The sequence below is a fragment of the Haloarchaeobius iranensis genome, assembly GCF_900103505.1.
Lineage (GTDB): Archaea > Halobacteriota > Halobacteria > Halobacteriales > Natrialbaceae > Haloarchaeobius > Haloarchaeobius iranensis.
The window spans coordinates 39693-61711 of sequence record NZ_FNIA01000018.1; the positions used below are offsets into that span (position 1 = coordinate 39693).

Annotated in this window: 16 protein-coding genes; 4 read left to right on the forward strand and 12 right to left on the reverse strand. The window is 66.6% G+C overall.

Going from position 1 to position 22019, the window contains the following annotated elements; translation table 11 throughout:
- Nucleotides 1–65: 65 nt before the first annotated feature.
- Nucleotides 66–2864, reverse strand: a complete 2799-nt coding sequence (locus BLT27_RS14370; RefSeq protein WP_089735090.1) for an ATP-dependent helicase — start codon at nucleotides 2862–2864, stop codon at nucleotides 66–68.
- Nucleotides 2865–3093: 229 nt separating this feature from the next.
- Here BLT27_RS14370 and BLT27_RS14375 point away from each other — a divergent pair, with 229 nt between their 5' ends.
- The 3 genes from BLT27_RS14375 (at nucleotide 3094) to BLT27_RS14385 (ending at nucleotide 8747) form a co-directional block, all read left to right on the forward strand.
- The gene (locus tag BLT27_RS14375) at nucleotides 3094–3828 is read left to right on the forward strand and encodes an MBL fold metallo-hydrolase (protein ID WP_089735092.1); all 735 of its coding nucleotides are present in this window, start codon (nucleotides 3094–3096) and stop codon (nucleotides 3826–3828) included.
- Between the two features lie 147 nt (nucleotides 3829–3975).
- On the forward strand, nucleotides 3976–7965 hold the full coding sequence (locus tag BLT27_RS14380) for an MMPL family transporter (RefSeq protein ID WP_089735095.1): 3990 nt from the start codon (nucleotides 3976–3978) through the stop codon (nucleotides 7963–7965).
- On the forward strand, nucleotides 7965–8747 hold the full coding sequence (locus BLT27_RS14385; RefSeq protein ID WP_089735097.1) for a TrmB family transcriptional regulator: 783 nt from the start codon (nucleotides 7965–7967) through the stop codon (nucleotides 8745–8747). Before BLT27_RS14380 ends, BLT27_RS14385 begins: the two co-directional genes overlap by 1 nt.
- 190 nt (nucleotides 8748–8937) lie before the next feature.
- On the opposite strand, the gene BLT27_RS14390 is transcribed toward BLT27_RS14385, so the two are convergent.
- From BLT27_RS14390 to BLT27_RS14405, 4 genes are all read right to left on the reverse strand, one after another.
- Complete coding sequence (locus BLT27_RS14390; protein ID WP_089735099.1) at nucleotides 8938–10005, reverse strand: mRNA surveillance protein pelota; 1068 nt, start codon at nucleotides 10003–10005, stop codon at nucleotides 8938–8940.
- Nucleotides 10006–10097: 92 nt separating this feature from the next.
- Nucleotides 10098–10805 (reverse strand): DUF4013 domain-containing protein, encoded by a 708-nt coding sequence (locus BLT27_RS14395; protein ID WP_089735101.1) that lies wholly within the window; start codon nucleotides 10803–10805, stop codon nucleotides 10098–10100.
- A 36-nt stretch (nucleotides 10806–10841) separates the two neighbouring features.
- A complete protein-coding gene (gene rqcH, locus BLT27_RS14400) occupies nucleotides 10842–12983 on the reverse strand; it encodes a ribosome rescue protein RqcH (protein WP_089735103.1) in 2142 nt (713 codons plus the stop codon).
- Between the two features lie 264 nt (nucleotides 12984–13247).
- Nucleotides 13248–14492 carry a Zn-dependent hydrolase gene (locus BLT27_RS14405; RefSeq protein ID WP_089735105.1) on the reverse strand — a complete coding sequence of 415 codons (1245 nt, stop codon included), beginning with the start codon at nucleotides 14490–14492 and terminating at the stop codon, nucleotides 13248–13250.
- Between the two features lie 199 nt (nucleotides 14493–14691).
- On the opposite strand from BLT27_RS14405, the gene BLT27_RS14410 reads away from it, so the two are divergent.
- Entirely contained in the window at nucleotides 14692–15057 is a 366-nt protein-coding gene (locus BLT27_RS14410) for a hypothetical protein (protein ID WP_089735107.1), read from the forward strand.
- Here BLT27_RS14410 and BLT27_RS14415 read toward each other — a convergent pair whose 3' ends face one another.
- The 7 genes from BLT27_RS14415 to BLT27_RS14440 all read right to left on the reverse strand — a co-directional run bounded on the left by BLT27_RS14415 (nucleotide 15058) and on the right by BLT27_RS14440 (nucleotide 21917).
- The gene (locus BLT27_RS14415; RefSeq protein ID WP_089735109.1) at nucleotides 15058–16764 is read right to left on the reverse strand and encodes a tRNA uridine(34) 5-carboxymethylaminomethyl modification radical SAM/GNAT enzyme Elp3; all 1707 of its coding nucleotides are present in this window, start codon (nucleotides 16762–16764) and stop codon (nucleotides 15058–15060) included. It abuts the gene before it with no gap.
- 74 nt (nucleotides 16765–16838) lie between these two features.
- On the reverse strand, nucleotides 16839–17717 hold the full coding sequence (locus tag BLT27_RS20510; RefSeq protein WP_175526474.1) for an ABC transporter permease: 879 nt from the start codon (nucleotides 17715–17717) through the stop codon (nucleotides 16839–16841).
- Nucleotides 17714–18625, reverse strand: a complete 912-nt coding sequence (locus BLT27_RS14425; RefSeq protein WP_089735113.1) for an ABC transporter ATP-binding protein — start codon at nucleotides 18623–18625, stop codon at nucleotides 17714–17716. The genes BLT27_RS20510 and BLT27_RS14425 overlap by 4 nt, the downstream gene beginning before the upstream one ends.
- A 12-nt stretch (nucleotides 18626–18637) precedes the next feature.
- The gene (locus BLT27_RS20515; protein ID WP_089735115.1) at nucleotides 18638–19567 is read right to left on the reverse strand and encodes an ABC transporter permease; all 930 of its coding nucleotides are present in this window, start codon (nucleotides 19565–19567) and stop codon (nucleotides 18638–18640) included.
- Between the two features lie 51 nt (nucleotides 19568–19618).
- On the reverse strand, nucleotides 19619–20218 hold the full coding sequence (locus BLT27_RS19255) for a hypothetical protein (RefSeq protein ID WP_139172349.1): 600 nt from the start codon (nucleotides 20216–20218) through the stop codon (nucleotides 19619–19621).
- Between the two features lie 238 nt (nucleotides 20219–20456).
- Nucleotides 20457–21407, reverse strand: coding sequence for a DUF1028 domain-containing protein (locus BLT27_RS14435; RefSeq protein ID WP_089735117.1), 951 nt, complete (start codon nucleotides 21405–21407; stop codon nucleotides 20457–20459).
- Nucleotides 21408–21488: 81 nt separating this feature from the next.
- Complete coding sequence (locus BLT27_RS14440) at nucleotides 21489–21917, reverse strand: DUF7528 family protein (RefSeq protein ID WP_368086036.1); 429 nt, start codon at nucleotides 21915–21917, stop codon at nucleotides 21489–21491.
- Nucleotides 21918–22019 lie beyond the last annotated feature (102 nt).

Consider the following 22019-nt stretch of genomic DNA (forward strand, 5'->3'; position numbering starts at 1 on the left):
CCGGCGCGACGTTCGTTCCTGTCGTCCCCCTGCCGTCGTCCGACGGCCTCGCGACGCACCGCCGACTACTCGATGGTGCCGGCGAGGTCGTCCACGCCGCCTGCCTCGTCGCCGATGGCCTCGACGACGCGCTCGTGGAACGCCTGGAGGACCGCGCTCTCGTCCTCGGCGAGCACCACGTCGCTGGCCGACAGCGTCGCCAGCCCGAACGCCCGCGGCGTCGGCGACTCGACGCGCGTGTGGGTGACCCGTATCCGGCCGGCCCCGATGGCGCGGACGACCGCCTGCACGGCCGCGACGTTCAGCTTGTCCTCCAGAATCTCGCGGTAGGTCTCCTCCATCACCGCGAAGTCGTCGAGGTCCTCGGCGAAACCGAGCAGCATCTCGCTGGAGACCTGCTGCTGTTTCGCCGACTTCTCGTAGCCCTTGTACCGCTTCAGAATCATCAGCGAGCGCGTCGCGTCGATGCGGAAGTAGCGCTGGAGCAGTTCGGTGCCCTGCAGGCTCGCCCGCAGGTCGGGGCGCACGTCGCCCGCGTCCAGGCTCTCGACGACGCCCACGATGTCGACCTTCCGGTTCAGCGGCATCGAGAGGGTGAAGCCGTTGTCGGCGACGCTGACGGAGACGTTCGCGTTCGTCGCCTGCGCACAGCGGTAGGCGAGCAGCCGCGAGAGCCCGTCGTTGAACCGCCGGCCGTACGTCGAGTGGACGTGGTACCGGCGCTCGTAGTCGTTCCGGTCCACGACCTCCTCGATGGCGAGCCGGTCGCTCGTGCTGACGCTCTCGACGCCGGCGTAGGCGACCTGTTCCTCGAACATCCGGGTGACCGCCCTGACGGTGTTGTCGTCCAGCGGGAACGCCCGGAGCCAGTGCCGGACGGCGGGTGCCCCACCGTCGGCGAGGCGGTCGAGCAGTTCGCCCTGGAACGCGGCCAGCTCCCGCCCGAGGTCGTACGAGAGGGGGAGGCGCTCCGAGTACCACGACGGCACGGTCGGCGCGGCGCTCGTCGGGTCGACGTACACCTTCGAGCCGCGGCGGTAGCGGAACTCGAAGTGCTGGCCGCCCAGCACGAACACGTCGCCGGATTCGAGCGTGTCGAGGTACTCCTCGTCGAGCTGGCCGACCCACTCGTCGCCGCCACGGGTGAACACGTCGCACGTGAACGAGTCCGGGATGGTGCCGATGTTCGTCATGTAGATGACCCGCGCGAGCCGGCCGCGCTTCCCCACGAGGTGCTCCCCCACCGGGTACTCCTCGTAGTGATGCTCACCCGATGGCGCGTCGTTCGTGTCGCGCCAGATCTTCGCGTAGACGTTCTTCTCCTCCAGCCCGTCGTAGTCGGCGGTGAGGTAGCGCATGAGCTGTTCCCACTCGGCCTCGCCGTACTCGCGGTAGGGCCACGCCGACCGGAGGATGCGGCGGAGCTCCCGTTCCGGCCTGATGTCCGCGATGGCCATCCCGTACACCTGCTGGGCGGCCACGTCCTGCGCGCGCTCGGGCACGTCGACGCTGTCGACGAAGCCCTCGTCGGCCTTCTTCAGCATCACCGCGCACTCGACGAGCTCGTCGCGGTCCAGCGCCACGACCCGGCCGGTCACGGTCTGGCCGACGCGGTGGCCCGCCCGGCCGACGCGCTGGAGGAGCGCGGCGACGGACTTCGGCGAGCCGACCTGCACCACGAGGTCGACGTGGGGCATGTCGATGCCGAGTTCGAGGCTCGTCGAGGAGGTGACCACGTCCAGCTCGCCCGACTTGAGCTTCGACTCCACGTCCTCGCGGACCTCCTTCGAGAGGCTGCCGTGGTGACAGCCCGAGTTCGCCTCGTCGTAGCCGTCGAAGCGCTCCCTGAGCCGGTGGAGCACGCGCTCGGCCCCCGACCGCGTGTTCGTGAAGACGAGCGTGTTCGTATGCGCCTGGATGAGGTCGTGCAGCTGACCGTAGAACCGCTCGGTTACGACGTCGCGGCGGGTGTCGACGAGGTCGTCCGTCGGGCAGGTGAGCTGCAGGTCGAACTCGCGGGCGAAGCGCGTGTCGACTATCTCGCAGTCCCGTGGCTCGGGCTCCGGGAACCCGCCCCGACCGTCGGCGGCGTCCGGGTCGTCCGGCACGTCGTTCCCGACGAGGAACTCCGCCACGTCCTCCAGGGGGTCGATGGTCGCCGAGCAGCCGATGCGGGTCGGCGAGCCGTCGGCCAGCGCCTCCAGCCGCTCCAGCGACACCGAGAGGTGCGTCCCGCGCTTGCTCTCGGCGAGGCTGTGTATCTCGTCCACGACGACGTACTCGACGGTGCGGAGCTTCTCGCGGAACTTCGGCGCGTTCAGCAGGATGGCCAGCGTCTCCGGCGTCGTGTTCAGCACGTGCGGCGTCTCCTCCAGCATCTTCTGTCGCTCGGACTGGTCGGTGTCGCCGTGGCGGATGGCGTGGCGCACTTCGCCCACGGGCTCGCCGCGCTCCTCGGCGATCTCGCGGATGCCAGACAGCGGCTCCTCCAGGTTCCGGTGGATGTCGTTCGCGAGGCTCTTCAGCGGCGAGACGTACAGGCAGTACACCGCGTTCTCGAGGCCGTCCTCGCGCTCTCTGGCGAACAGCTCGTTCAGGATGGCGGTGAAGCTCGCCAGCGTCTTCCCGCTGCCCGTCGGCGCGCAGATGAGGGCGTTCTCCTCGGCGTGGACGTGCGGGATGGCTCCCTTCTGTGGCGGCGTGAAGAACCCGCCGTTCTCGGGGACGAACGCGCCGAACTGCTCGACCCACCACTCCTGTACGGCGGGGTCCAGCAGCTCGAACACGTCCTCGTCGTCGATACCGACCGCCTCGGGGTCACCCTCGAACCCATCCAGGGCGGCGAGCAACGCCCTCGCGTCCATTGATGGCCCCTGAGGGACGGACCGGCAAGTGCCTTTGCACTCGCGAAGTCGTGCGTCCCCGTCATGGCGGGTCGACGTCGACCGGGCAGCCGTGTGGCGTGCGGGGTGGGACCGAGAGCGCCTCGGGGCTCTCTGGGTGTTGTCGTCACCGACGAATCCCCGCCGGAGCGGCACACAGCTCGAACGAGTGGCGTCACACATTTCACGGACCCCACGCGACAGGACATACATGCGCGTCACGTTTCTCGGAACCGGGAGTGCGATGCCGACGGCGGACCGCCACCAGACCGGCATCCTGCTGGAGGGCGACGAGCAGCCGCTCCTGGTCGACTGCGGGGCGGGGTCGCTCCACCGGCTGGCCCGCACCAACGTCGGCTACGAGGGAGTCTCGTCGGTCCTGCTCACGCACCACCACCTCGACCACGTCTCGGACCTGCTGGCGCTGCTGAAGGCCCGCTGGCTGGCCGGCGAGGAACACCTCGAGGTCGTCGGCCCGACCGGCACGAAGGACCTGGTCGACGGGCTGCTGGACGTGCACGACTACCTCGACGGCCGGGTGGACCTCACGGTGCGGGAGGTCGGGCCCCACGAGTTCTCCGTCGCGGGCTTCGACGTCGAGGGGTTCGAGGTGCGCCACTCGCTGCCGTGTCTGGCCTACAAGTTCGACGGCGCGTTCGCGTTCTCGGGCGACACGGAGGCGTTCCCCGGACTGGCGGCGTTCGCGGAGGGCGCGGCGGTGCTGGCCCACGACTGCTCCTTCCCGGACGGCGTCGACGTGGACAACCACCCGACTCCGTCGGAGCTGGGCCGGGCGCTGTCGGGCCACGAGATCGGCCGGGTGTACCTCACGCACCTCTACCCGCACACGACCGGCGAGCACGACGCCATGCTGTCCTCCATCGGCGAGCACTACGACGGCGATGTCCGCTTCGCCGAGGACATGCTCTCGCTGACCATCGAGTGAACTGTGCCCACCCGGCGTTCGCGTTCCTCTTCGGACAGCGACAGCTTTATCTCAGAGAGTTTGTTAGTAGCGCCATAACAACACCACTGTCGTTATGCTTCGAACACACAGGAAGGTCGGCGGCGCGTTCGGTACGGAGGGCGCCGAATGAAGGCGCTGCGCCGGCTCACGGATGGAATCACGTCGTACAGCAAGCTAATCATCGCGGTGATGCTGGTCATGACGGTCGTCCTCGGCGCGGGGGCGGGCAGCGTCAGCAGCGAGTCCGGGCTCAGTCAGTTCGAGAGTGACACGCCGGAGGCTGCGGCACAAACCTACATCAGCGAGAACCTGACCAGCGGTGACCAGGAGACACAGACGACACAGGTCATCGTCAGGAGCGAGAACGGGAACGTCCTCTCGCAGGAGTCGCTGCTCCGCTCGCTCGAGTTCCAGCAGACGTTGCGGAACGACGCCGATATCAACGCGACGCTGATCGACGAGCGGCCCATCGTCGGCGTCTCGAACATCGTCGCTATCGCGTCCATCCAGGGCGAGCGCATCGCCGAACTGGAGGCCCAGGGCGCACAGCTCCAGGCGCGCCAACAACAGCTGGAGGCGGACCAGGCGGCGCTGGAGGACGCCTTCGAGCAGCTCCAGGCTGACCGGGCGGCGCTCCAGCAGCGCACCGACACCCTGAACGCGACGGCCGACCAGCTCCAGGCCGCGCTCACCGAGGTTCGGGAGAACCCCAACGCGAGCATCCGCACGCAGTTCGAGGGGGTCCGGGCGAACAGCTCGGTCACGCTGAACGAGTCCCACTACGCCGTCTTCGAGCAGGCCGGCCAGGACATCCGGAACGCGACGAACCAGTCGCAGGTCGAGCGGGCGTACCAGCTCGGCACCGTCGGCGTCCTGCAGGACGAGTACGCGGCGGTCGAACAGCGCGGCGCGGCGCTCCAGCAGCGCGCGGCCGAACTCCAGGAGCAGCGCGACTCGCTCGAGGAGCGCGGCGCGGAACTGGAGGCGGACTTCGCCGCGTTCCAGGAGCAGCAGGCAGCGCTCCAGAGCGCCTCGACGCCGACGCTCGCCGAGCAGCGCGAGCAGCTCGAGTCGATGAACGAGTCGGAGCTCGACTCCGTACTCGAGACGGTTCTTGGCAACAGCGGCGGCGAGGGTGGTAACTCGCCGTTCGCCGGGCAGGCCATCCGGCTGATGGAGCAGGAGTACTCGCCGGGCTCGACCGAGGCCAACGCACGGACGATGGTCATCCAGCAGGCGGCACAGTCCAGCAGCGACGTGGGCGGTGGCGCCAGCGTCAGCGACGTGACCATCGACGCACAGCTGGTGATGCAGGAGTACGCTCAGAACGTGGACTCCGGGGAGGATTACCTCGTCTTCGGCTTCGGCATCATCTCGAACGAGATCGACCAGTCGATGGAGGACTCGCTGGCCATCGTCGGCCCGCTCGCCATCCTGTTCGTCCTCATCACGCTCACCGTCGCGTACCGCGACGCGCTCGACATCGTGCTCGGGCTGTTCGGCATCGGCGTCGTCCTGACCTGGACGTTCGGGTACATGGGCTACGCCGGCATCTCGTTCAACCAGATCATGATCGCGGTCCCGGTGTTGCTCATCGGGCTCTCAATCGACTACGCCATCCACATCTTCATGCGCCAGCGCGAGGAGCGCCTCGACGACAACACGCCGAGCGACGTGCGCGGCTCGATGAGCTACGCGCTCGCCGGCGTCGGCGTCGCCCTCATCTGGGTGACCGCGACGACCGTCATCGGGTTCCTCTCGAACCTGACGAGCCCGCTCGCACCCATCCAGGAGTTCGGCGTCGTCTCGTCCGTCGGCATCGTCGCCGCGCTCGTCGTCTTCGGCGCGTTCATCCCCGCGCTGAAGGTCGAGTTCGACGGGTTCCTCGAGGAGCGCCTCGGCTGGGACCGCAAGAAGCGCGCGTTCGGGACCGGCGGCGGCCGCTTCAGCCAGGTGCTCTCGGTCGGCTCGACGCTCGCCAAGAAGGCGCCCGTCGCGGTCATCCTCGTCGCGCTGCTGCTCTCCGTCGGGGGAGCGGCCGGCGCAACGCAGGTCGACACGTCGTTCCAGAACGAGGACTTCATCGCGGACGAACCGCCGAACTGGATGTACGACCTGCCCGAGCCGCTCGCGCCCGGCGAGTACTCCGCGAAGTCCAACCTCGACTACGTCAACGACAACTTCCAGCGCGAGGACTCGCAGGCGCAGGTGCTGATAAAGGCCGGTGGCGACGGCACCGGCATCGACGACCCCGCCACGTTGCAGGCGTTGCACGAACAACAGGAGCTACTCGGCGATAACGCCACCTACCAGACGCCGTTCGTCGGCGCGACAGACGAGGTCGCCTACCGCTCGCCGCTGACGGTCATGGAGACGGTCGCGGCACAGAACGCCAGCTTCAACGAGAGCTATCGGGCCTCGCTCGGCCCGAACGGCGTGCCCGAGGAGAACGTCACGGCGCTGTACGACCAGCTGTTCGAGGTCGCGCCGCAGCAGGCCGGCGACGTCATCTACCGGACCGAGGGCGGCGACTACGCGGCGATGCGGCTGGTCGTGCCCACCGACGCCAGTACGACGACCACCGAGCAGACCGAGGAGATGCGTGCAATCGCGACCGCCATCGAGGACGGCGGGAACTCGGTGACGGTCATCGCGACCGGCTCCCCGGTCGTCAACGAGGTCGTCCAGAACCAGCTGCTCGACACGGTCATCCAGAGCCTCGTCATCACGCTCGTGGCCGTGTTCGCGTTCCTCATGATCGCCTACCGCATCACGGAGGGGAGCGCGACGCTGGGCATCGTCACCCTGCTGCCCGTCGCCCTCTCGGTGACGTGGATCCTGGGGACGATGTACCTCATCGGGATGCCGTTCAACGTGCTGACCGGGATGATCACCAGCCTGACCGTCGGGCTGGGTGTCGCCTACAGCATCCACGTCTCCGAGCGGTTCAACCTCGAACTCGGCCGCCGCGACACCAAGTGGGACGCGATGGACAAGACCATCACCGGCACCGGCGGCGCGCTGCTCGGCTCCGCCGCCACCACGGTCGGCGGCTTCGGCGTCCTGAGCTTCGCCATCTTCCCGGCGCTCCAGCAGTTCGGCGTCATCACCGCGCTCACCATCATCTACGCGTTCCTCGCGAGCGTGCTGGTGCTGCCGAGCCTGCTCGTCGTCTGGCAGCGCTACCTGGGCCCCGAGGAGACCGAGTCGATGTTCGACGACGATACGGACGCCGGCGACGCCGTGGCAACTGCCAACGGCGGGACCGACGAACAGACGACGGCGGAGTCGGGGACGAGCGACCCCACGCCCACCCCCGGAGAGACCACCGAGGCCGACACGACGGCCGCTACCGGGCCCGCGACGGCGGAGTCGGACACCACGTCCGGCACGTCGAACGACGCCGCAGAGTCCGCGTCCGGGGAGGCCGTCCCATCGAACGACCTCGACCTCGGCGGCGACGGGACCGAGCTGGCCGACGTGACCGAGGCAGAGGCGACGGCCGACACAGGCGAGACGACGAGCGACGGCGAGTCGGCGGTCATGGACCCCGAGGCGACCGACGACGCACCCGACGCCACCGCAGTCGGGAGTGCGGCCGCGGCCGGGGTCGCAGCCGACGACGACAACCCGACGGCGACCCGCACGGTCTCCGACGAGCGCCCCGAGCCCGGCACCGACTTCCAGGTCACGCTGTCCGTCGAAGACGTCCAGGGGCGGGTCGTGCTCTCCGAGACGGTCCCCGGCTCCGGCGGGCGCGTGACGACGCTCTCGCCGAATCCGACCTCGCACTCGATGGTCGGCCGCCGGCTGTACGTCGCCTGGGAGTTCGACGAACCGACCGAGCTGACGCTGACCTACGAGGCGACCGTCCCGGCCGGCGCGACCGCCGGCGAGGAGCTGTCGTTCGACGCGACGCTCTCCTCGGCGTCGGGCGAGGCCACCTTCGACGGCCCCGCGGCGCTGACGGTGACGACGCCGTTCCTTCGCGAGGCGCTCGACGGGCCGGTCACCCGCGAGACGCTCGACCGCGCCAGCGACCTCGCGAGCGACGGGGACCTCACCCGCGACGAGCTCGAGTCGCTGTACGACCGCTGGCTCGACGGGGACGAGTGATGGCTGTGGACGAGGACGACGCCATCGAGTCGCTGGAACGCCTCGGCCTCACCAGCTACGAGGGCAAGGTGTTCGTCGCCCTGCACAAGCTCGGCACCGGCACCGCCCGCGACGTCTCACGGGTGACGGACGTGCCGCGGTCGCAGGTGTACAGCGTCACCGAGAGCCTCGAGGACCGCGGCCTGGTCGAGGTCCAGCAGTCCAGTCCCATCCAGTACCGGGCGGTCAGCATCGACGAGGCCCGTTCGACGCTGCGCGAGCGGTTCGAGCAGGAGTCCGACCGGGCGTTCGACTACGTCGAGACGGTCCACGAGGAGTTCGGCCCCGACCAGGAGGAGGAACAGGAGGACATCTGGATGGTGCGCGGGCAGGACCGCATCGCGGACCGCGCGGCCGACCTGATCCGCCGGGCCGAGAACTCGGTGCTGTTCGCCGCCCGGTCACCCGAACTCGTCGGGGAAGACATCGACACCGCACTGCGAGAGCGAGCCGAGGACGGGCTCGCCGTCGTCGTGTTCAGCGAGGACCCAGCAGTCCGCGCGCTGTACGACGACCACGACGAGGTCCGGGCGGTCGAGCCGGCGACGGACCACCACGTCAACGACGAGCACACCGGCCGCGCGCTGCTCGGCGACGACGACATCCTGCTGTTGAGCGTGCTCGGCAACGACGAGGAGCTGCCGGGTATCAACCGCGAGACCGCGTTCTGGAGCGCCAGAACCGGCTTCGCCGAGGTGCTGGTCCAGCTTGTCGAGACGACCATCTCGCCGGTCGACCGCTAGCCAGAACCGAAAGCCGGACGGCCGGAGTAGGGCCGTCCGGGCCGCGTGACAACGGACAAGCGAGGGGGGACGGAATCGACGGTTGGCAGGGGGTCGTCGTCTCGGCAGTCCGCAACTGCCGGCGGCTGAACGCCGCACTCGGGACTCGGTCCGCCACGCCCCAATAACCGACCCCGAACCGTGTAGGCGGTCACTCCAGTCGGTACCGCAGCAGCGCCGCGACACCGCCCAGGTTCCGGAGCTGCAGCCCCGGGTCGAACTCGCTCGAGAACACCGTAATCTCGCCGCCCTTGCGCTCGACATCGGTGATCAGGTCGTTCACGTCGATGTCCCACTCGCCGTCGGGGCCGCGCTCCTCCCGGAGCTTCTCGTCGAGGATGAGGAGCTCGTCGATAGCGCCGTACTCCGCCGCCTTCTGGACCTGTTCGGGCCCGTAGGCGGCCTCGTGGCCGGTCGCGATGCGCTTTGTCAGCTCGTCGATGGCGTCCGCCTCGGCCGCGATGCGCGTCTCCCGCTGGACGTCCTCGACCGCGCCCCGCTTTAACACCTCGTGGACCCCGCGGTCGCCGACGGAGGCGGTGTCGACGACGGTCATCTTCTCCGCGAGCTCGGGGTGTTCGGCCTCGATGTGGTCGTATGCGTCCTGCTTCGTGAAGCCCGGCCCGGCGAGGATGAACGCGTCGGCGTCCATCCGCGCCAGCGCGCTGGCCAGCTCGGCGAACAGCTCGCCGCGGCCACGGGCGTACTCGCCCTTCCCGGTCGTGCCGGTGAAGGTGCCCCGGGATTCGGTGCCGTACTGCGTGACGGTGTGGATGTGCGCCTCGCCCTCCTCGACGGTCGCGATGACGACGTCGGGGTTGTCCGCGGACTCCTCGGCCTCGTCGAGGCGGTCGAGCTGGTCCGGCTTCCAGTCCTTCGTGACCTCGACCTCGTCGTAGTCCTCGACGTTGAGCGTGTGGTGCAGCCCGAGCTGGTCCTCCCGGGAGCAGTCCTCGATGGTGCCCGCGACGCGCAGCCGGTTCGCGAACTTGTGGAACTCCACCTCCTCGACGCCGATGGTGACGTGCATATGTTCGCGCTCGCCGCCCGTATCCCGCAACTCCTCGTCGTCGCGCTGGATGCGGCGGGTGGTGTCGCCGGCGACGAGGTCGCCGGGCTCGAGGACGTACTGGAGGTGCCAGAGGTCGTCGAGGCTCTCGGGGACGAGCGTGATGCGCTCGCGGCCGCCCTCGACGCGGACCCGGCTCTTCACCTGCATGTCTCCGAATGCGGGTGCCGCAGGTACATGGTTTTCCTTTCGGTGTGGTTCGGTGGGCGTCTCCGCGGTGGGCTCCAGCGCCGACAGCCCGACTACCGCGACCGGACGTACCCGATACCGACCAACCGCGCCGCCACGACACTCGCGTACACCGCCACCAGCCCGGCGAGCAGGCCCGGCACCCCGCGACCGCCGAACAGCTGGCCGGAGACGCCGAAGCCGACGAAGGCGACGACCATCGCGGCGGCCCACGCGACCAGGTAGGAGGGGTTCCGGATGACGTACAGCAGCCCGCCCGGGTGGAACAGCGGGGCGTCCTCGCGGTCCAGCCGTCGGGCGACGACGGCGGGATAGACGTAGCCGACAGCGAGGGCGACGAACATCGTCAGTGTCGAGCCGAGGAGGACCACCGTGCCGGTCTCCATCGTGATTGTCGCCGGGTCGATGCGCGTCGCGCCCTGCACCGTGACGAGCAACATTCCGGCCGGCACGGCGAGGTAGGCGACCGTCACCGCGAGGAGGACGACGCCGTCGCGCAGTCGCGCCCGGGCGTCGCCGAACGAAGGGAGTGGAGCGTCCCGGTCCGCGACGGTCGACGCGACGACGTGCCGACAGTAGCCCGCCCAGGCGACGAGCGGGAGGGGAGCGACGAGCGCGGGGACGAGCCACGGCGTCGCCGGGTAGAGCGCGACTGCGAGCTGGCCGGCGATAGCGGTGCCGAGGCCGCAGCCCAACAACGCGGCGAGGGCGGACCGGTCGCTCCCGTCGCGGAACGGGTAGAGGAACGACTCAGCGACCACGGTCGGTCCCCCGCCGAATCCCGGCCCGCATGCCGATCACTCCTCCGCGATGCGGCTCCCGCCCGGCGGCAGGAAGTGCTGGATGCGGTCCGGGCTGGCGACCTTCCGGACGAACGACGTGTCGGCGAAGCGCTCGCGGAACTCGCGGTAGATGCGCTTTGCCACGTCGCCCTGCGCGTACCGCCCTGGCTCGACGTGCATGCTCGTCTCGACGCGGTCCGCGATGGCCGCCGGCGGGCCGCCGATGACCCGCGTCGAGGGCTCGCACTGGATGCCGACCGCGCAGCCGACCGGGGTGTCACGGAAGTACGTCCGGTCGCCGCGGATGGCGAAGCCGCCCTTCTCCAGGAACTCGCCGCTCTCGGGCGTCTTCGACACCTGGTCGGCGTCGACCATGTAGACGTCGTCGGCGTAGCGTCCGTCCTTCCAGACCGAGGAGTAGGTGACCGCGAACTGGGCGGCCTGCTCCAGCGTCTCGTCGTCGAACTCGACCTCCCGGGAGGGCTCGCTCGGGTCCGTCGCCTTCAGCACGGTGACGGGGCCGCCGTGGGCCTGCGTGTGGAACACCTTGTCGCCGCCCTCGACGTACTTCTTGACGAGCTCCTCGTTCTGGTCGGCGTCTCGGCCGCCGATGACGAGGTAGCCGGTGCTCGTGTGGAACCAGCGGAACCGCTCGAACCACTTCTCGTCGCGGCGGACGGGGATGGAGGAGCGGGCGAGCCAGTCGACCTCGTGGTCCTCGTCGCCCTCCTCGCCGTCGCTGCCGTCCTCGTCGCGCTCCTCGTAGGCCGCCTGGCGCTCCTTGATCGCCTCCAGTTCCTCCCGGGTGTCCTCGATGGCCGCCATCGCGCCCTCCTTCTTGCCCTCGATGCGCTTGGCCTCGGTGTACAGGCGGTCGGCGTTCTTCTCGACGCCGTCCTGCACGTCGACGGCGACGCGCGTGCCGTCGAGCTCGAGCGTCACCGTCCCCTCGGAGCCGTCGACGTCGACGACGGCCTCGGCCTCGGGGATGCCCTGCTCCGCGCCCGCCTCGAACGTCTCGGCGATGTCGTCCCAGGGCACGTCGTCGTCCCGGGCGGCCTGGACCGTCGAGATGACCTCGTCGACGAGCCCGTAGTTGCCGTAGAGGAGTTCGGCCTTCTCGCGTTCTTCCGCGGCCTGCTCCTCGAAGCCCTCGATGGCGTTCTCCTGCTGCTCGATGATGCGCTCGTGCTTCTCGATCTGCTCCTGGAAGTCGGGGCCGGTGTCGCCGATCTCCTCGCTGCCCTCGTCCTCGCTCCGGTCGAGTTCGTAGAAGTAGTCGTCGACCGCGCCGTTGAACGTCTCGTAGGCGTCGCTCGCGAGCGCGTCGTCCATCTCGTGCTCCTCCAGCGGGACCGGTGTCACGTCGACGACGTTGCGGGGGGCGTCCCCGGCGTCTTCCCCGTCGACCTCGTAGTACACTCGCGGGTCGAGGTCCGCCGACGAGAGCGACTCGGCGAGCCGCTGGACGGTCTCGTACACCTGCTCGTACTCCTCGTCGCCGGCCTCGGTGATGTCGAGGGTCTTCTCGACGCCCGCACGGGTACACAGCTCCTCGGCCCAGAGCCCGCCCCAGTTCAGCTGGGTGGCGAGGGTGCGGACGACGTCGGTGTCGGAGTCGTCCATCTGCAGGGCGAAGCCCTCGTAGTCCACCGTCAGCGGGTTGATGCGGGAGTCCGGGAAGCCGTAGGTCGACCCCGGCGCGACCGTGCGGGACTTGAGTCGCACGGTGTCGAGGCAGTCGATGACCTCGTACGTCTCGTCGCAGACCGCGACGTTGCCGTGGCCGAACAGCTCGACGATGATCTTCGTGTCGCCGTCCTCGCGGGAGAACTCGAACTCGAGGATGCGGTCGAACTCGTACTGCTCGACGCCCTCGAAGTCAGCGCCGGACAGGCGGTTCCGCAGCATCATCGCGAAGTTCGGCGGCCGACCGGGTGCGTCCGGGACGTGCGTCGGCGCGGCGACGTGGGCACGCATCACGTCGCCGACCTCCAGGATGAGTTCGACGCGACCCCGGTCGTAGTCGCGCAGCTTCAGCCTGACCAGGTCGTCGCCGTAGAGGTACGCCTTGTCGAGCTTCGCGCCCTTGTAGGCGTTCAGCTCGGAGACGAGCGCGGCGAGGTCGACGCTGGTCAGCTCGCGCTTCGGTTCCATGCTCCCGATTTTTCGTGGCTGGGGTAAGGGCCTGTCGTTCGTGTGTGCGGGCTTCGAAAGGACGATTCCGAACCGACGTGGCAGCGGGGACGAAGATGCACGGCGGCCCCATCTCCGGCTCCTCGGGCTCGGGCGACGATGGCCCGCTGCTTCCGCTGCCGCCCCGGGTGCTCGGTGTCGCCCGCTTCGTCGCACTCGGGCCGGTGCTCGTCGGCTGTGACCATCTCATCGACCTCGTCGAGTCTCCGAGGCCCGACGCCACGCTCACGCCGCGTCCGCCGCCCCGCCTGCCTCCGCCAGTACCGCGTTCAGGAGGACGTTCGTGCCGGTCACGACGTCGTCCCACTCGGTGAACTCGGCCTCGGTGTGGCTGACGCCGTCGACGCTCGGGACGAACACCATCGCCGTGGGACAGACCCGGTTCAGGTAGCTGGCGTCGTGGCCCGCCCCGCTGACCAGCCGGGTGTACTCGGCGTCGAGGTCGTCGGCCGCACCGGCGACGGTCTCGACGAGGTCGTCGTCGAACGACTGCGACTCGATTCGCATGACCGCCTCGCACTCCCAGTCGACGCCCTCGCGGTCCGCGGCGTGGGCAATCTCCTTCCGGACCTTCTCGGCCGCCCGCTCGACGGTCCCGTCGTCGTACGACCGGAAGTCGACGGTGAAGTCCACGCGCTCGGGGATGACGTTGATGGCGTTGGGTGAGACGTCGACCGAGCCGACGGTCCCGACGAGGTCGTCGCCGCCCGTGCCGGCGATTCGCCGGACCGCCTCGACCACGTCGCCCGTGGCGACGAGCGCGTCGTGCCGCTGGTGCATCGGCGTCGGGCCGGCGTGGTCGGCCGTCCCCTCGAACGCCGCGTCGAGCCAGACGAAGCCGTAGACGCCCTCGACGACGCCGACGCTGTGGCCGGCGTCCGCCAGTTTCGGCCCCTGTTCGACGTGGAGTTCGAGGTAGCAGTGGAGGTCGCGGGGCTCGCAGGGCGCGTCGCCCCGGTAGCCGATGCGCTCCAGTTCGTCGCCGAAGCGGTTCCCCGCCTTGTCGGTCAGGTCGTACGCGAAGTCGGCGTCGAACTTGCCCGCGAACGCGCCGCTCCCGAGCATGTCGGGCTGGAAGCGCACGCCCTCCTCGTTGCTCCAGGCGACGACCTCGATGGGTCGCTCCGTCTCGATGCCCGCGTCGTTCAGCGTCTCGACGACCTCCAATCCCCCGAGGACGCCGACGACGCCGTCGTACCGTCCACCGTTGTACTGGCTGTCGACGTGCGAGCCGACGAGCACCGGCGACCGGTCGTCGTTCCGCCCCGACCGGCGGCCGAAGATGTTCCCGAGTTCGTCGACGGTGACCCCGAGGCCGGCGGCCTCGAACCACTCCACCAGCGTGTCCCTGGCGCGCCGGTTCGCGTCCGAGAGCGACGGCCGGTTCACCCCGCCGCGCTCGGTCGTCCCGATCTCGTTGAACGCCTCGAACCGTTCCCGGAGCCGGTCGCTCGACACCGTCCTGACCATACCCGTCCAACAGCGGCCGGGGGTTTCAGTCCACCCGTTGCTGCCGGGCGATGCCGGTTCCCGCGTGACTGGAGCGGCGTGATAGAGTACCACATGGTCGTTCATCACATACCTTGGAAATGGCCGAGTGGAGTACCGACACCTCGATGACCGAGGACTGGCCCACCCTCCGTGAACGAGTCGCCGACCGGACCGACCGGTGCTCGACGACCTCCGGGACCGGTGGGACACCGACCGAACCGTCGAGCCGTTCGAGCACGGGGCGCGCCCCCACGACCCGAGCGAGCCGCCCGAGACCGTCGACGGACAGCTGGAGCGAATCGCCGGCATCGCGTCGGTCGTCGTCTTCTACACCGACGCCCGCGAGGAGACCGGGATGGAGGTCGAACTCACGGAGCTGCGCTACTCGGGACGCTTCCGGCTCCAGTACAGAAACGGCGCGAGCGTCACGCTCCCCCTCGCGCAGTTCGCCGGCCATCGCGCCGGCGGCTCGCTCACGGTCGACCGCGAGCTCCTGCCCGACTGTCGCGAGCGCGAGGAGATCCTGGCGCTGCTTACGTCCTGACTACAGCCGCTTGCTCACGTACGGCCCGTCCTGGTAGTAGCCGAGCTTCTCGCGGTAGTACTGCCGGACGCCGATGCCCGAGATGACCGAGAGCTTCCGGAAGCCGGCCTCGCGGGCGCGTCGTTCGGCCTCGGCGAGCAGCCGACGGCCGTAGCCGCGGTGCTGCTGGTCGCCCTCGTCGCCGGACTGCCCGACCGCGACCTGGTCGCCGTAGACGTGCAGCTCGCGGACGAGCGCGGCGTCTTCGAGCTCGCGGCGAACCGGGTCACCGTCGGACACGTCCGACGAGCTGCCACTCGCTCCGCTCGTGGCAACGCTCGGGAACCGGAGCCGGCAGAAGCCGACGAGCAGGTCCTGCTCCCGGTCCTCGAAGCTGATGAAGTGCTCCGTCCCGCCGCCGGCCTCGTAGGTGATGGTGTCGAGGGTGACGTTCTCGGGCGTCTCGTCGTTCATCCCGGCCTCGCGACAGCGGATGCAGTCACAGTCCCAGCCGTGCTCGTCCATCTTCTGCCACGCGAGCTGACGGAGGTTCGACTTCCAGACGCCCGCATCGATGAAGTCGGCAGGGATGTCCCGCTGGACCCGCTGGACGCGGGTGTACTTCGGCACCATCGACAGCGCCTCGGCGACCAGTTCGGCGGCCTCCTCGTTCGTCAGCGGCTCGTACTCGTCGCGGTACCACGAGTCGTAGACCCGCGTGCCGCGGACGACGAGCGTCGGATAGATCTTCAGGTAGTCCGGCTTCCACTGCTCCTCCTCGAAGATGCGCCGGAAGTCCTCCAGGCACATCGCCTGCGACATCCCGGGCTGCCCGGGCATCATGTGGAAGCCGACCTTGAACGCGGCGTCGCGCAGCCGGCGGTTCGCGTCGACGCTCGCCTGCACGCCGTGGCCGCGGTGCATCTCGCGGTTGATGCGCTCGAACGTGGTCTGCACCCCGACCTCGACCTTCGTCCCGCCGAGGTCGAGCATCCGGTCTATCTGCTCGGGGTCGCACCAGTCCGGCTTCGTCTCGAACGTGGTCCCGATGTTGCGCACGTCCGCCGTCTCGTTCTCCGCGATGACGTCCTCCAGGTACCGGAACTCGTACTCGTCGGGGCCCTGCGCGAAGCTCTCGCCCTCCGCCGGCTCCGGCTCCTTGTCGACGTCGAAGTCGTTCATCGCCTCCAGCGCGCGCTTGACGAACCACTCCTGGTAGTCGTGCGAGCGAGCGGTCATCGTCCCGCCCATGAGGATGAGTTCGGCCTTGTCGACGGGGTGGCCGATCTCCCGGAGCTGTTCGAGCCGCAGCGTCACCTGGCCGTACGGGTCGTAGTCGTTCTGCTCGCCGCGGGCCGCCGCCGGCTCGTGGCCGGTGTAGCTCTGCGAGGAGTCGAACTCGCTGGCCGGCCCGCCGGGGCAGTAGAGGCACTTCCCGTGCGGGCACATGTGGGGCGAGGTCATGATTGCGACGGGCGAGACGCCCGACGCCGTCCGCACCGGCTTGCGCCGGAGCACCGACTCCAGCTCCTCGCGACGCTCCGCGGGCGCGTGGTCGAGTATCTCCGAGTTCTTCGGCACCTTCGGCGCGCTGTGTTCCGAGCAGGCCGCGAGCTTCGCGGACTCGACGTCGTCGCGCTCGATCTCGCCCGCGAGGATCCCCTCGACGAGCGTCTCACAGACCGCCTCGAACGCGTCCGAGTTCGTCGGGTCCGTCTCCGTGCTCATCGGTGTTCCATCGCCGCGTTACGGCAAAAAGGGTGTCGTTAGTGCAATCGAATCCAGTACACAGACGGGAGCATTCAGCTAATATCCGCACGATAGAACGTGAGGAACCCGAGCCCGAGCGGTACTGTCGTCCAGAATAGTAGTACGAGTACCCCGATACCCGGGTGTAACCAGAGTTCGTCCGTCCCGACCACACCTTCGGCCGCCAGGTTCAAATGTTCGGAAGCTGCCTCTGCAGAGATGACTCTCGACCAAGGGGCTGCCGAGTTCCCTACGGCTGCCAGCGCATTAGTCACGAGAATGTATGCTCGATTCGGTGAAAGTCTACGGACGAACATCGTTAACTCGGCCGAACCGAGTGGAAGTAAAGCCGAGAAGGCTGGGCGAAGGATTTCCCCTGTCGCAGGCCACAGTATCACACCGAATAAAAGATACCCTATCGTCCCCAGTGTGGCAATCCGTCCCGTCGGAGCAGTCACTGAAATCGCCGTCCCGATGCTCGTACCAGTGAATACGTAGAGTACGACGGTAACGAAACTTACTGAGATTGCGAATAAATCTACTGTGCCGTAAAGTATCCAGCCAACAGAGAGATTAAGTATGCAACCGATCACGACCGGGAGACACATAGCACCTGCTCGCCCGATCAGCGTTCCAATGACGAAAGCGAATCTCGTCTGTGGTTGCGTAAGGTGGAGACGGATGCTCCCATCTTCCCGACTGCCAGCGATTGGTCTGTGTGACAGCAGGAGCGTTCCCAGAACGACAAGAAGCACTGTCGATTGTTGCAACGAGCCAATAACAAGCGTCGTAGCAGTAACTTGTTCCTGATAATTACCTGCAGCACTCAATTTCAGGACGAAGCTTACTATCAGTAGTAGCGAAAAGATTCGAATTCCACGACTACGCATTAGTCGGTCAAACTCGAGTCGCGCAACCGGTCGCCAGTTCACGAGTTATCGCCGACGTACGCGTTGAATAGCTCCTCCATCGGCGGCTGGATTGGTGTGAACGAATCGATTCGGATGTCGTCGTCCTCGACAGTCTTGAACACCAGTTCAGCCTCGATAGGCTCGGTAGCTGCAATCGTCAATTCGTTCCCGGATACGTCAATCCTTGAAATATTTGCTATGCTTCGAAGTCTGTCGTGGACCGCACCAGCATTGGAGCTGACCCGTAGTTCGTACCGATGTGGGCTATCGAGACGGGAACGAAGCTCATCAGGTGTACCTTCGTCAATCAGACGCCCTTCGGAGAGGACCCCGACGTGTGTGGAGACGCGTTCGACGTGGTCTAACAAGTGGCTCGAGACGAGAATTGTCGCCCCGCGGTCAGCTTCCTCAGAGATTATCTTCCGAAGCATCCGAGCACCGTCAGGGTCCAAGCCCGAGAACGGCTCGTCAAAGATCAGCACCTCGGGCTCACCGACCAACGCCATCGCGAGGGCGAGTCGTTGTTGCATTCCACGGGAGTAATTCTCTGCGACATCGTCGGCTGCATCTCCGAGCCCAACACGTTCTAAATGACTGCTAGGTTCCGATTCGTCACCTCGAACATCGATAACATATTCAAGGTGTCGCTTCCCCGTCAGTCGGGGGAACACGTCGAACCGATCCGGTAGGGCACCAACACGCTCCCGTACTGATAGTGACTCGGTCCGGGTATCGAACCCATGGACGGTTGCTTCGCCACCACTCGGCTGTACCAGCCCAAGCAGTATATTTAATAGTGTAGATTTCCCGGCACCGTTGGGTCCAAGAAGACCATAAACCGTGTTCTCTTTGACTGATAGTGATACATTATCTACGACCGTAACCCCTTCGTACCGTTTTGTAAGGTTGGATGTGCGAATAGCTGTCATGTTATTGATCTCCTATCGTACGAGGTCTTTCCTCGAAAATCGAATGTACGCGATCGATAGGGGAATTAAAGCCCACAGTAGCAAGATGGCCACACTAAAAAGTGGTTCCAGCACCAGCGGGAGTGACCCATCAAACACCAATTGTACTAGGTGAATATGAGCGATATCCGCTCCCATTGCTTCAGAGTCGACCAGAACGGATTCGACATAACCGGTCGCATTTCCTGTCCCTATCGCCGTATTGAGTAACACGTCATATGCACCTCTCGGTACGACTCGCCTAGAGAAAAATAGTGGCACTGATTGTGGGGGCTCCGAATAGAGGACGTTCACACCAGTCAACTGGGCGTACAGTGCTGGATGAGTGACGGTGAGCCACAGTGAATTCATTCCCAAATAATACCCAGTTACGATCGTCCCAGCGGTTCCCCGCCGCTCCACTGCAGCGGATATTGCCGTCCCGAAACAGACGATTGTAAACAAGTACAGGCCCGTTGCACTTAGCGTCAAGACTAACGATACTGCATCGGGGAACCCGTATCGTAGAATCCCGACCCCGATTGCGAACGTAACAGACACTCCTGCCGCGGTCCAGACAGCTGCTGTCCGTCCAAAGACGGTTGCGAGAAGGATCTCCGCTCGTGAGTGCGGTTGCACTGCGGTGAGTTTGAAGCTACCGCTCGCTCTTGCACCTACGACTGACCGATAGGACAGCATGAGTGCAGCGAGGGAGAACAACATTACGATTGGAACGTGGAGGGAAGCAAGGGTAAGATCGGGTCCAAGTACGGTAACAATCAAGGACCGAGGTTCTGTCAACCCAGATGACTGCCCCCATCCTGCATAAGCAAGATATGTAGCTACGAGAGTCAGAAGCCACAAACCGCGCCAACGGAGAGCCTGATCGAACTCTTTCCGAGCGAGAGTACATAGCGTATCCATGTTCGGCAGTACCAAGCTGGTATTAAAAAATGCGACTGTAGAGACTGTTTATTACTGAATATCAGTATCGGTGCTGAACGACCCGTCATCCCAGAAGATACCGACGTAGGCGAGGTCCGTTGTGATAACCTGCCCACCCACGGAGTGCTCGTATTTGTGGATTGCCGAGGCATCAACCTGGCTACTTCCATCAACTACCTGTATATCTGAATAATCCAATCCTTTATGATGCCACAGGGGAGCTTCATCTGAGCCACTTGACGTGTGGCTTGCATTAATCACAGTCTCGCCGTCACTTTGGAGCTCTAGTTCGACTGTGTGTTCGGTCGAGTGAACCGTCTCTCCCGCAATCTGTCTGTTAACCGATGCTGTTTTCGATGCGGGGATACCGTTCGTCGTTACGTCCTCCGTTTCGAGTTTTACTTCCACTTCGGAGAACCTCTCGACGGCTTCTCTCACGGTTCGAAGCTGTCGGTCTGAAAGGTTCCGATATGCTTGTCTGACTTCCTGAGTATCGCCCAGTTCGAATGACACTCTGACGAACCGTTTCGCGGTTTCCGGCTGACCCGGTTCGACCATCTCAGCCGAGATCTCTGGGTCCGTTCTGGCTGCACTGGTAGTTACCGGAATACCCACGGAGGCGAGGGTCATTCCCGAGACCTTCAGGATGTTCCGCCTGTTCAATTCAGGACGCACTGCGTCTCTCTCCCTCCATCAGACATTGCGAATGGTGATTAGGGGCCCCACGTATTAAAAATTACGATCTAAATTATTTTAAATATATGAGTATAAATAAATTATACATTGGCTTCTTGTCGGTGTAAGGACAGTATTTCAAATTAACTCCTGAATCCACAAGAGAAATAAAATATAACTCCCGAATCGAGTATTATTTCCGCTCCAGCCGTTGCAGCCCGTGCCAGATGGCGTCGACCATCCGGGCCTCGCCCTCGCCGTCGGCGTCGTCCCAGCCCCGCGCGAGGGCGTCTTCGAGCACGGCGACGCTGTGGTTCTCGAAGTTGTTCATCCCTCGGAAGTCCTCCAGGGCGTCCCGCTCGGCGTCGCCGAACTCCTCGTCCGCGGTGCCGTCGTAGAAGCCGAGGTCCGCGAGCGTCCCGAGGACGGCCTCGGCGGTCTCGCCCGACAGCTCCGTCGTGTCGTCGGGCTCCTCGCGGGCGAGCAGCGTGATGTCGTAGAGCCGGAACACGCGCTCCAGTTCGTCGATGGGGTGCTCGTGGTCGTCGACGCGCACGTCGACCCAGCGGTCGTTCTTCCCGTCGTAGCCGCCCTCGGGCTTGGCGACGTAGAGCGCGGCGGACTGCTCGCCGCGGGAGTCGCCGCCGGCGTCGTTGCCGGCGTGGAGCGCGGCGATCATGCGCTCGGGCAGGCCCCCCTCGATCGCCTCGAACGTCTCGGCCATGGCGGTCAGCGTCTCGCGGTTCTCCAGGATGTTGCCCTGCACGGTGTAGTGCTCGCCCTGGACGTCGCCGAACACGTCGAAGCACTCCTCGCCGGAGAAGGCGGCGACGCTGTCGTCGCGCTCGCCCACGTCGCCGCCGGGGGCCTCGACGACGCCGACCTGTCGCTGGGCGGCCTCGTCGTCGTCGCTGGTGAGTCGTTCGACTGTCTCGGCGGCGGTGTGGCCCTCCCGCAGGAGCTCGAGCCCGTCCGGGCCGTAGGCGACGTTCGCGAAGCTCTGCGTGGCGACCGCGCCGGCGTCCGCGCTGACGAACGGGACGACCGCGCCGACGCCGATGAACTTCGACTGGACGGCGACGCCGACCGCGTCGGTCGCGGGGTCGCGGGCCGCGATGGAGAACGTTGATGGCCGTGGCTGCATGGCCGCCACTGCGACGGCCCGGGGGAAAAGGCTGCGGTCACCGGCAGGCCGGTCATCCCGGTCCGGCCCCGCTCCGTGGCCTCAGTCGGCCGACAGCGCCGTGACGTGTGTCTCGGCCACGTCGGTATCACCCCCGTCGCCGGCCTTCTCGACCGTGAGGGGCTGGCGCGAGACCAGCTCGCAGTCGAAGCCCGGGTGCTCGGCGAGGTGCCAGACGAGCATGTGCCGCCGGCCGCCGGTCAGCCCGGTTCGGCCCACGTCCTCGGCGGTGAAGCTGTCGGGCAGGCGGTCGTACAGGCGCTCCAGCGCGTCGACGCGCTCGAACACTTTGCTGTGGCCGGTCGAGTCGGCCCCGCGCCGGGCGACGACGTAGCTGCCGTCCGCCCGGTGGGTGCCGGTCGTGTGGACGAACTCGTGGGTCCGTGTCAGTGCGTCCGCGAGCTGGTCGCGTAGCTCGGCGGCGGTGTCGTGCGTCAGAACGTAGTCGTCTCCGTCGACTGCCAGTCGCAGTCCGTCGTCCGTGCGGACGACCGTCGGGGTGTCAGTTCCGTCGGAGAATTTCTCGACCAGCCGCTTCAGTGCGACTTCCTCTATCCTCGGGTGTCTCCGTGG